This is a genomic window from Candidatus Gillettellia adelgis (assembly GCA_020541285.1).
Lineage (GTDB): Bacteria > Pseudomonadota > Gammaproteobacteria > Enterobacterales > Enterobacteriaceae > Gillettellia > Gillettellia adelgis.
The window spans coordinates 1154336-1166829 of the sequence record CP047043.1; the positions used below are offsets into that span (position 1 = coordinate 1154336).

Here is a 12494-nt window from a genome sequence, read left to right on the forward strand (position 1 = left end):
TAATTGGCTATACTCATAATAATTTCTACATATTCTTAGTGTTTATCTAAGCACTTATCCGGTAATTTTTAGATTATTTAATCTAGTCTAACTATGAAGAGTCAGAACAGTCCAAAGTAACTATACATCATAAACTATACAGCATATCAAATAATAAACTCTATACGTATATAAAATGATAAACTTTATTTAAATAATACAACGAGTGAAATACTTTCAGGTAACAAATTCTAAAATAATTACTCAAGGTTTACACTGTATTGCCTCACTAACACTTGAAAATCGCAAGATATCACTCTGTATGTTACAAGTTTTTATATTCATCAGATACCCAATTCAATATTCGTTGTCAACATGCAACAACAAGGTAAAATCTCACCATCGTTTATTAACGCCAAAGGTGACTGATAATAGGCCACATCTCCTTTAACTAGCTTAAGCCTGCAAATACCACAGTAACCCGATCGACACTGGTACTCCACCTTAATCCAGTGCAGCTCTAGTATTTCAAGAAGATAACTTGCACTGTTTTGGCATGTGAAATACTGACCAGTAGTTTGCAGTTTTATAGTAAACATTATCGTCCTTTATAACTCAAAATCACTCAGATCATTCGCATTCACTGCGGCGTCGATTTGACCAACAAGATAAGAACTAACTTCTGTTTCTTGTGGTGCTACTTGTACGTTATCGGACACTAGCCAGGTACTCATCCATGGAAGCGGGTTAGATCGTATTTTAAAGTGTGGCTCTAGACCAACTGCCTGCATTCGAATATTAGTGATATAATCCACATATTGACACAAAATGTTTTTATTTAAACCAATCATAGATCCGTCATAGAATAAGTATTCTGCCCACTCTTTTTCCTGTTTTGCAGCAAGCACAAACAAAGCATAGCACTGCTCCTGACACTCTATGGCGATTTCCTCCATTTCCGGATCATCAGCGCTGCGACGCATCAGATTCAGCATATGCTGTGTACCAGTAAGATGAAGCGCTTCATCTCGAGCAATCAATTTGATTATCTTAGCGTTACCTTCCATGAGTTCACGTTCCGCGAAGGCAAACGAGCAAGCGAAACTGACGTAGAAGCGAACTGCCTCTAGTATGTTAACACTCATAAGACATAGATAAAGCTGTTTTTTTATGGCATGTAAGTTGATAGTAATATTTTTGCCATTTACTTTATGGCTTCCGACCCCCAATAAATGATAGTAGCTTGTCATGGAAATCAATGTATCGTAGTAGCTGGAAATATCTTTTGCACGCCTAAGAATCTCTTTATTAGAGATGATATCATCAAATACTATTGACGGATTATTCACAATATTACGGATGATATGAGTATAAGAGCGTGAATGAATAGTCTCAGAGAACGACCAGGTTTCTACCCACGTTTCTAATTCTGGAATAGAAATCAGAGGTAAGAACGCAATATTTGGGCTGCGCCCCTGAATGGAGTCCAATAAAGTTTGATATTTTAAATTGCTAATAAAAATGTGCTTTTCATGTGCTGGCAACGCTTGATAATCAATACGGTCACGAGATATATCAATCTCTTCTGGACGCCAAAAAAAAGATAATTGTTTCTCGATGAGTTTTTCGAAAATCGCATGCTTTTGTTGATCATAACGAGCAATGTTAACTGATTGACCAAAAAACATTGTCTCTAGCAATGGGTTGTTTTTTTTCCGAGAAAACGTTGTATAAGCCATAAACCTTCATCCATCATAACGTAGATAAACAAAATACTGAAACGCCTTCACTGACCTGTCATCTTGGTTACTATTATAAGCTAAAATAATATTCACAGTTCACGCATATTGCATATACGCTTAAATTTTCTTCGCTAGACAAGCCGTGTGTGATTAGTTTAATGATACTTATTGAACATTAAAATAAATAGCAATTTATGGCTATGGCCTGCAGTATTAGATTTTACAAACACCGCTTTCGCAGGCATTATCATCAATCTTTGAAAAATCACAACTTTCCTGCATATCTGTTACACCGTCACGTGTGTTGTGGTAATATAAAGTTTTAATACCAAGTTTATAGGCCGTCAGCAAATCTTTTAGTAACTGTGTCATTGGTACCTTGCCACCTGGGAAAAGGGTGGGGTCATAGCTAGTATTAGCAGAGATTGACTGATCGACAAACTTTTGCATCAAACCAATGAGCTGAAGATAACCCTCATTATCTGGCATTTCCCACAGTAGCTGATAGTTATTTTTTAAATATTCATACTCTGGCACCACCTGTCGAAGAATGCCATCTTTCGACGCTTTAATACTGATATAGCCACGAGGTGGCTCGATTCCATTAGTGGCATTAGAAATTTGTGAAGAAGTTTCCGAGGGCATTAGCGCTGATAGCGTTGAATTACGCAGGCCAGTTTCCTGGATATCTTTACGTAACTTTTCCCAATCATAGTGTAATGGTTCATTACATATACAATCCAAATCTTTTTTGTAGGTATCGATTGGAAGAATACCTTGCGCATAAGTTGTTTCATTGAACCATGGACAAACACCTTGTTCCTGAGCTAAACGGTTAGAGGCTTTCAGCAAAAAATACTGGATGGCTTCAAATGTTTTATGCGTTAAATTGTTAGCACTCTTATCGGAATAGCGCACACCGTTCTTAGCTAAATAGTAAGCGAAATTGATCACGCCAATGCCTAGAGTACGACGCCCCATTGCCCCCCTCTGTGCAGCTTTAATAGGATAATCTTGATAATCTAACAAGGCGTCTAGTGAACGTACTGATAGTGTTGCCAGCTCTTCTAAATCATCCAAGTTATCGATACTTCCAAGATTAACGGCAGACAATGTACATAAAGCAATCTCACCGCTACCATCATTAACGTCATTCACTGGCTTGGTCGGTAGCGTAATTTCTAAACATAGATTAGACTGACGCACTGGCGCAATTCGTGGATCAAATGGACTATGAGTATTGCAGTGATCAACGTTTTGAATATAAATGCGACCAGTAGAGGCACGTTCTTGCATCATAAGAGAAAATAAATCCACTGCTTTTATTTTTTTTTGCGAATAAGATTATCTTGTTCATATTGGATATATAGGCGTTCAAATTCATCTTGATTAGCAAAAAACGCTTCGTATAACCCTGGTACATCCGATGGGCTAAACAAGGTAATATTTAACCCTTTAATCAAGCGCTGGTACATAAGGCGATTTAGTTGTACCCCGTAGTCCATATGACGCACTCGATTATCTTCAACACCACGATTATTTTTTAGCACCAATAGATTTTCTACTTCTAAATGCCATATTGGGTAAAAGAGAGTTGCTGCCCCACCGCGTACGCCGCCTTGCGAGCACGACTTGACGGCGGTCTGAAAATACTTGTAAAAAGGAATACAGCCAGTATGAACCGCTTCGCCGCCACGGATCTGGCTACCTAGCGCACGGATACGACCAACATTAATACCAATTCCAGCACGTTGAGAGACATATTTCACAATAGCACTAGAGGTAGCATTGATCGAATCTAAACTATCTGCACACTCAATTAATACACATGAGCTGAACTGGCGACTTGGGGTTCGTACACCAGACATGATTGGTGTAGGCAATGAAATCTTAAAAGTTGAAATCGCATTGTAGAAGCGTTTGACGTAGTCTAAACGGATTTCATGCGGATAATTGGAAAAAAGGCACGCGGCTACCAATATATATAAAAACTGAGCGCTTTCATAAATCTCGCCGCTAACGCGATTCTTCACTAGATACTTTCCTTCAAGTTGCTTGACAGCGGCGTAGGAAAACTTCATATCACGCCAGTGATCAATAAACTCATCCATTTGTTCAAACTCTTTAGCGTTATAATATTTCAGAAGACGCTTGTCATACTTACCCATTCCTACCATGCGTATTACATGAGCATGCAACTTTGGTGGTTCAAATTGACTATAAGCTTTTTTTCGAAGATGAAAAATAGCCAAACGCGCAGCTAGATACTGATAGTCTGGCGCATCATGAAAAATTAAATCAGCAGCAGCTTTAATGATAGTTTCATGAATATCACTAGTTTTAATGCCATTATAAAATTGAATCTGCGAACGCAACTCTACTTGAGAAACCGAAATATTATTTAATCCCTCGGCAGCCCAATCGATAACTCGGTGAATTTTATTGAGATTAATACGCTCTTTACGGCCATCGCGCTTAGTGACAAGCATACTTTGGTTCATATTATGTGTTACCTGTCTGTATAATACCCCTAAGAAAAGTACATTGATTTTTCTCAGCATGTAAACACAATATATAGGGGTATATATCAGTGAAGTAACAAGGTAGTGAGAAACCAGCGTGTTTGCAAGTAAACAAAATTGTAAATAACTTGAGGGTAAAATGACGTTTAATTATATACATATACCGCAACTAGGTTACAGATTTTATTAATATTAGGATAGCACTTTTATTAAACACCGAAATAATCAGATAGTGAATTTTTTATTAAACATAAGACAAATGTCATGCAAGCTCTAGTACCCTAAATTCAAACAAAACAAGAGGTAATAATTAAGCCAATTCACATGAAAAACTACATATAAATCATACAATACATATTAATATTATAGATAAGCTGTTAATGATTAATGATTAGTGATTCAATAATATTACAAGCCAATTATGTTGTTTCACATAGTCCCATACTCCTCAACCTAACCCATTAGTTTAGAAGCACAGACAAACTTTATAACTACAGCATGCTTTTCGGCATACTTTTGTTATATATTCTGTATATATTACCGTCAATAATAACAATTTAGCTTTGCGATTAATTATAGAGAAGAAGATATGACCATGCAGTTTTACCAGACAATCGCAAGCATAAACGACTGATGCCAGATAAGATCAATGCTCTAGCATTTTGATGCAAATAAACAGATTACACTGCTATCTATTAGTTTAAGTATAGTTTACTATCGTTTCTTGTGTAAAGAAGTAATACATACGATTACTGTGTAATGTATGTGTCGTTCTGTTTTAGTGACTCTATTTTAAATCTAAGCGTGTAACCTGGCACGCCTTCGCGTGCCATACGCTATACTAAAATACCGCCGCCGCAGAAAAAATCGCGTACTTTTTACTAATGCAAACCATCAGTGTCTTGTATCATATAATTCAGGGACAATAATGTGGATCCGTAGATACAATAACACCACCCGCAATGTTGCCTATCAGGTGTAAGTAGTGCACGGCTATAGCTTCAAACTTAGCGCTTTCCTTATTCTCAATATTATGCGTGAATTTTAGATAACTTTATGCTTATAGGCATACTTAACTCCCAGATTAAATGACAGATACTGATGTTAATGAAATAGAAAAGTTATTATTTCGTACATTATTACTTACACTTGTTATACTACGAGTGATATCTGCGCTAAACTTCTTTATCCATAACATTATATGCTAATTTAAATTATTGGAATTAATGCATCGTACCCTGAGATTTAGCTTGCAACACAGTACTAACGCTATTTAAATAATCTCTTGACCGATGCATTGCTGCATTCTTCGGTTTTTTCACCTAGAACATACATAACGCTATGTTTGATAACTTGCGGTCTTTTATTATAATGGTTGACAGGTAATTCTATTAGCGTTATGGTAAAAAAACACTAACCATATTAAACGTTTTTTTTAAATTTTAAGTGCTTATATTAATAATCTAATAATCAAAAATGTTTTGTTACAATTACACTAATCATTACTAAATAATTGATGCTACATTAGAAAATGCTAAGTTATGACTGTAACGATTACACTTATTCATGTTCCAAAAAAAATTAATAATACGCTCACCTTCATGGTGAGTTTTATAACAGAAGTAAAGCGAATCGTATTAGAATAATGTTTTAACTGTTAAGAAATGGAATTCTAGAGTGAAAACGCAATTTCATCACTTTTATAAGCTTGACATTGTGGCATATCAAAGGATCGCTATACGTAAAATTAAACTGCATCTTAAAAATAGAGAAATAACACTCATTACAAAATCGTTCAGACCACAACGTGCATGAATATACATAAATATATCAAGAGAGAATGTTCTTTGAATGAAGCAGGTTGTAATACAGTTAATTAATAAATTATGAGGTATCCAAGATGCTATTTTAATATGATTAAACATTACTTTATGATGTTGATCATCTATTATTATAACGCTATCTGCGTACATTTTATGAATGCAAAAACAGCTCAATAGCTTTTCGTATAAATTTATATAGTACTCAAATAAAAACCAGGCAAAGAAACTTGTTCTTTATCTTTAATGCTCTGTTCTTTATGATATTAAAGTGATATTATGATAGTCACTTGATATAAAGAACGCAACTGGCATATGGACGGACGATACTAAGTAATTCTCCTAAACGGGGATTCAGAAAACTCATATTTATTCAACCTATAGTGACGCTACATTTACATTATATATAGCTATTACAGTAGTTGTCTACTGTTGTATTTTTACTTATAAATGTCGCTTTTATCGCAATCAAAAACTTCAGTAATGTTATAGAATAATTATTCATGCACATAAATAGCACTGGGTATTATGTTATAATATTCGTATAGAACTTTAAAGATCGTAATAAATGGTCAGTTAGATAATTTCTCTTTATTATAGTCTGTATGTAGCTTTAATAAAACACTACGGCATTTAATACATAAAAAAACAACAACAACCTTGACTGTAATATACTAAGGGTACCACAGCAAGATATAGTATTTTGATGCAACTTAATAAAACTTAACAAAACTGTTATGCATAATGAATAATACCTTTGAACTGTCAAAGTACATCACTACCAGTTAATCAAGCATCAACTCGAAATAATTACACTAATGCTTAACTAACCAAATAGTTGTCTCGCAGGAATTATATTCCAAACAAGCTGCATACATACCAGTAACTCAATGAATAGACTTTATCTTGCGTTGCAAAGATAAGAGTGGATGCACCTACTCGTGATGCCTCAAGCAGTCATATGCAAGACTACAAAAGCAGGTAAAGCTTTTTTAAAATGAATCATACAATTCGCAGGACACCATGGCACTTTTGCCAATACAGATTACCTAGTCGTTGTCAGGGATTAAGGCCTTTTGGGTGTGATAGTTAAATATATCACTAGAGTCAATGTTACGCCTTAATACCAGTCACCAATACTATAGTATTTCGGATTTATGCGACTAGTGCCACTTTCTTTCTTGATGTCAAGTAGTCTTGTACTAGGTACTCAGAATACAGTAAGCGCTAGCATACAAATACTAATACACATACACATAAAAAAACAAATACGGAGGCAACAAAAACTTTTCAATCCGATACCATTTAGACTATAGGTGCATATGTGAACCGTCAAGACAGTCTGGTTCAGAAATATTGCTTACATCTAGGATAGCAATATGCAGTTGATTTGTTAGTGCTTATAGATATACATACCTATAAACCGATCAAATAAATAATATCATTTTAATAGATCAACTGTTGACTATAACACTAAAAGTAAGGCAGGGATTGTAGAGCATTTTATAATAAAGCGTCATAACGACAAGAGAAGCTCTCATACCAATCAGAATTACTCGAAAATATTGTGACATAACCACATAACTAGATAGATGTGTTAATAAGGCAACTGCTGGAGTAATACTACAGTTAAGCTATACGTAAAATCCTGCAGATAGAAGCTGAGTCAAAGATAAGCTATGATGATGCTTATGATATTTTACGTGGTTAGTATATTTGTTTATTCTACCTACCAACACGTACTGACCGCATCAATGGTCAAAAATCTGCTACGTTGCAGCCTTCTGATAACTCTCATTCTTGAAATATAAAAGCCATACTAAAATCGTATCGATTATACCCTAACGCTTTAACAAGATATTATATTTGTTATAGTGTACGTTTAAAAAAAAGGAAAAATCGCGCTAAATTTGTCAATAATGTATTAAATATGTACATGACGATGCTTCTAAAATATCAAGCAACCTCAAAGGATACGATGTATTAATCTCTAATAAGATTTTACCACAACTCAATGGGTCAGACACACTAATGCTCACACCGCTTAAAGCATCATGAATATATAGCACTATTAGACTTCACAGGTACAAGAAAAGCTTCACGCTAAACTAATACGCACAGCGTTTCTACAATAATTAGGTAGTATAACCAATATTAGTGAACCACTATAATAATTAGTCAAAGGATAACCGCTCTATGCACAATCCTACTAGAGCAATTACAATAGTAAATATAGAAGACGAACTAAAAAACTCATATTTAGACTACGCGATGTCCGTTATTGTTGGACGTGCACTGCCAGATGTACGTGATGGACTCAAACCAGTTCACCGCCGCATTCTATATGCCATGAGCGTACTAGGTAACGACTGGAATAAACCATATAAAAAATCGGCTCGTGTCGTTGGCGATGTGATTGGTAAATATCATCCACATGGTGATACTGCGGTTTATGATGCGATTGTACGTATGGCACAGTCATTTTCATTGCGTTATATGTTGATAGATGGCCAAGGTAATTTTGGTTCCATTGATGGCGACTCAGCTGCAGCAATGCGTTATACCGAAGTGCGCATGTCTCAAATTTCTCATGAACTACTAGCGGATCTAGACAAAGAAACAGTGAATTTCACTCCTAATTACGATGATACTGAACACATCCCAACCGTTATGCCAGCAAAAATCCCTAATTTACTAGTTAATGGCGCATCAGGTATTGCTGTAGGTATGGCCACTAATATTGCACCACATAATCTATCAGAAGTTATTAATGGTTGCCTGGCTTATATTGATAATGAAAATATTACTATCAAAGGTTTGATGGAGCACATTCCGGGTCCTGATTTTCCGACAGCAGCGATTATTAATGGGTGCAGTGGTATTGAGGAATCATATCGCACCGGACGTGGTAAAATTTATCTTCGAGCGCGTGCTACAGTTAAAACGCATACTAACACTAATCGTGAAACTATCATTATTCACGAGCTTCCATATCAGGTTAATAAAGCACGTCTGATTGAGAAAATCGCTGAATTGGTTAAAGAAAAACGCCTAGAAGGTATCAGTGCTTTGCGTGATGAATCTGACAAAGACGGCATGTGTATTGTGATTGAAATTAAACGCGATGCTATTGGTGCAGTAGTACTCAATAACTTATATGCGTTGACTCAATTGCAAGTAACTTTTAGTATTAATATGGTAGCATTACATCAAGGACAGCCAAAATTACTTAACTTAAAAGAAATACTGTTAGCATTCGTTTGTCATCGTCGTGATGTAGTGACACGCCGAACTACTTTTAAACTGCGGAAAGCTCAAGAACGTATTTGTATTTTAGAAGCTCTAGTGATTGCACTCGCTAATATTGATTCAATCATCGCGCTCATCCGTCGATTACCCACGCCAGTAGAAGCAAAAGTGGCACTCGTCGCCCAGACCTGGCGCTCAGATAATATATCTGAAATACTGGCACGTATCAGTAATCATACTACTAAAACAGAACGGATAAAACGAAAGTTTGCGATCCATAATGATCGATACCATCTGACTGAACAACAAGCTCAAGCGATTTTAGATCTGCGTTTGCAAAAATTAACTACTTTAGAATATGATAAATTGCTTGATGAATATCATGAATTACTACATGTAATTGATGAGCTAAGTTTTATTCTAGACAATCCACATCGTTTAATGGAAGTGATCCGTGAAGAACTAGTCACTCTTAAACAGCGGTATAGCGATCACCGTCGTACTGAAATTCACAGTAATACAGAAAACATTCATATTGAAGATTTAATTAGTCAAGAAAATGTAATTGTAACATTGACGCATGGGGGGTATATAAAGTATCAACCGTTATCTGACTATGAAGCCCAACGTCGAGGCGGCAAAGGGCGCTCTGCTGCTCGTATTAAAGGTGAAGATTTTATTTATCTCCTTCTAGTAGCTAATACCCATGATACCATGCTGTGCTTCTCAAGTCTTGGTCATCTCTACTGGGTAAAGGTATACCAACTGCCTGAAGCCAGCCGTAGTGCACGCGGTCGTCCAATTATTAACTTAGTTCCGTTGGAAGCTAATGAACGTATTACCGCAATCCTACCAGTGCGTGAATATAACAAAGGAAACTATGTATTTATGGCGATGGCCAGTGGCACAGTAAAAAAGACTGCATTGACCGAATTCAGCCGTCCGCGCAGCTCTGGTATTATTGCAGTTAATCTCCGAAAAGGAGATGAACTAATTGGTGTCGATCTCACGGATGGCAGCAATGAAATCATGTTGTTTGCCGCTAGTGGAAAAGTGGTACGTTTCCCGGAAACACAAGTGCGTTCTATGAGTCGCACTGCTACTGGTGTGCGTGGTATTCATTTAAGCATAGGAGATAGTGTGATCTCACTAATCGTGCCACGTGATACAGGAGATATCTTAACTGTAACTAAAAATGGTTTTGGAAAACGCACTGCAATTACAGCATACCCAATTAAATCACGCGCTACTCAAGGGGTAATCTCCATCAAAGTGAGTGAACGTAATGGTCAGGTTATTGGTGCCTTACAAGTGAAAACTAGCGACCAGATTATGATGATTACCGATGCAGGTACATTAGTCCGCACTAGAGCATCAGAAGTCAGCGTAGTAGGTCGCAATACCCAAGGTGTCACCTTAATCCGCACATTAAAAAATGAGAATGTTGTCGACTTACAACGAATAACTGAATTTGCAGAAAATACAGAGATAGATAGTGTAAAGAAAAAATAGAAGAGATTACAAAAACGTAATAGTTATCAATCAAAAGAATACGAAATGCAAAAAACAAGATAATAAATCTACGTAAATAATCAATACCTTATTAGTAACATGACATTAGCATAATGCTATATCGCTTTCTTAATTACTGATATCATAAAACGAATTAAGGTGTACCATTAACTAGCCGTCTAACTAATCTAACTGTTGGCAATCGATAAATATCGAATACTCATGAAAAACATCAATACAAAGATAGCATTCATTAAGATGCTGCATCTGCTAACAGTTGGCTCTTCATTACATGGACTTCTTAAATCTATGACATTACCTTCTTTATATCTCAATGAGTAGTTTTAGATTTTTCTGTACGTACTCATGCACTTGTACATCTGAAAAACCTGTCAACTAAATCTGCATGATGTAAACTCACCAAAAGAAACTCTCACTACGACAATATTGGATTTAACCTGAACACTAAAAGTTTATAAAGAACCAGAAAACCCAATATAGCAAAGATACCACCTAGCAATATAGCTTTATCGTATAACATAACGCATAACTTAATCAGTTCACTGCTAGTAGCATATCTGTTTGATATAACGATTATCTAGTAGCCTAAATTATAGAATTAGCGCAAAGGATAGCTAATCAGCATGTTACCTAAAACAGGAAGAGGCTATATACAATCATGTCATAATAACATTTATGATGTTTATTGTTGATGAAGCAGCTTGTCAATATGCGATGCTACAAAAATCTACCTTCAATTCTAGTGCACTATCTATTTCATTATAGCCTAAATCGACAGCTAGAAAGTATCAATATAATAGGTAATAAAATAAGAAACAGCTTCTGCTTTACTATACTGCAATCCTCTTGAGATTACTTTAGCGTTTATTACATAATCAATGTTCGCGGTTAGTCTATAAATCTCATATGGAATTCATGATAGCTTGTACGCAATCCAGAAGATCTATTTTTAGTAAATCAAGGATGCATGCTATTTTAGTGGAGCGCTATATGAACGCAAAATAATAATTACAATCAATTGCGTGCGTTGGTTATAAAATTTCTTATAAAATTAAGGTTCTAGAATTTTAGGAATTGTAGGAAATTTAGGAAATTTATTGTTAATTAGATCTACATCTAATAACATCTGTATTATGGCTTTTAACTTTTACATAATTTTCTAAAAACGCGCTTTATATCACTAACTACTATTTTAGTGTATACGATACAAGTATATCTTTAAATAAAATAAAACATTGTAAGATGTAGTTGATAATCTAAAAAAATACAAAAGAATACAGCGATTAAGATTTCTAGTCTACTTTTACATATCATCCAATATAATGTCTCTGAAGTTTTTTTATATTCTAAGTTATTGCAGTCTTCAGTGCTTTTAAATTTAACTTTCCTTTACTTGTAACCCAAGCTATCTTATACATAGTAACAACTCTGAATTTTATTGATAAACATTACGATTATGTGGAGTATATGATTATAATGATCGCTTTTACTATAAAGAGATCAATATTGGCAATAGTATCTCTTCTGTTAGTTACCTTAATGCTTGAAAAGCATGTACTAAAGTGCCTTGTCGGCATAACTTTTATGCATAGCAAGCACGAAATCAAGAATATTACTTGTGTCATTCAGCCCAGTGCACTGGATTATTT

At 35.4% G+C, this 12494-nt stretch carries 2 protein-coding genes and 2 pseudogenes; 1 reads left to right on the forward strand and 3 read right to left on the reverse strand.

Going from position 1 to position 12494, the window contains the following annotated elements:
• Positions 1 to 323: 323 nt before the first annotated feature.
• The 3 genes and pseudogenes from yfaE to nrdA all read right to left on the reverse strand — a co-directional run bounded on the left by yfaE (position 324) and on the right by nrdA (position 4222).
• Positions 324 to 578: a class I ribonucleotide reductase maintenance protein YfaE gene (gene yfaE / locus GIY03_RS02775; RefSeq protein WP_457913610.1), complete on the reverse strand. Its 255-nt coding sequence runs from the start codon at positions 576 to 578 to the stop codon at positions 324 to 326.
• 9 nt (positions 579 to 587) lie between these two features.
• Positions 588 to 1718 carry a class Ia ribonucleoside-diphosphate reductase subunit beta gene (nrdB, locus tag GIY03_RS02780; protein WP_457913611.1) on the reverse strand — a complete coding sequence of 377 codons (1131 nt, stop codon included), beginning with the start codon at positions 1716 to 1718 and terminating at the stop codon, positions 588 to 590.
• A 216-nt stretch (positions 1719 to 1934) separates the two neighbouring features.
• A pseudogene (nrdA, locus tag GIY03_RS02785) lies at positions 1935 to 4222 on the reverse strand (class 1a ribonucleoside-diphosphate reductase subunit alpha).
• 4037 nt (positions 4223 to 8259) lie between these two features.
• On the opposite strand from nrdA, the pseudogene gyrA reads away from it, so the two are divergent.
• A pseudogene (gyrA, locus tag GIY03_RS02790) lies at positions 8260 to 10803 on the forward strand (DNA topoisomerase (ATP-hydrolyzing) subunit A); the annotation flags it as partial.
• Between the last annotated feature and the right edge of the window lie 1691 nt (positions 10804 to 12494).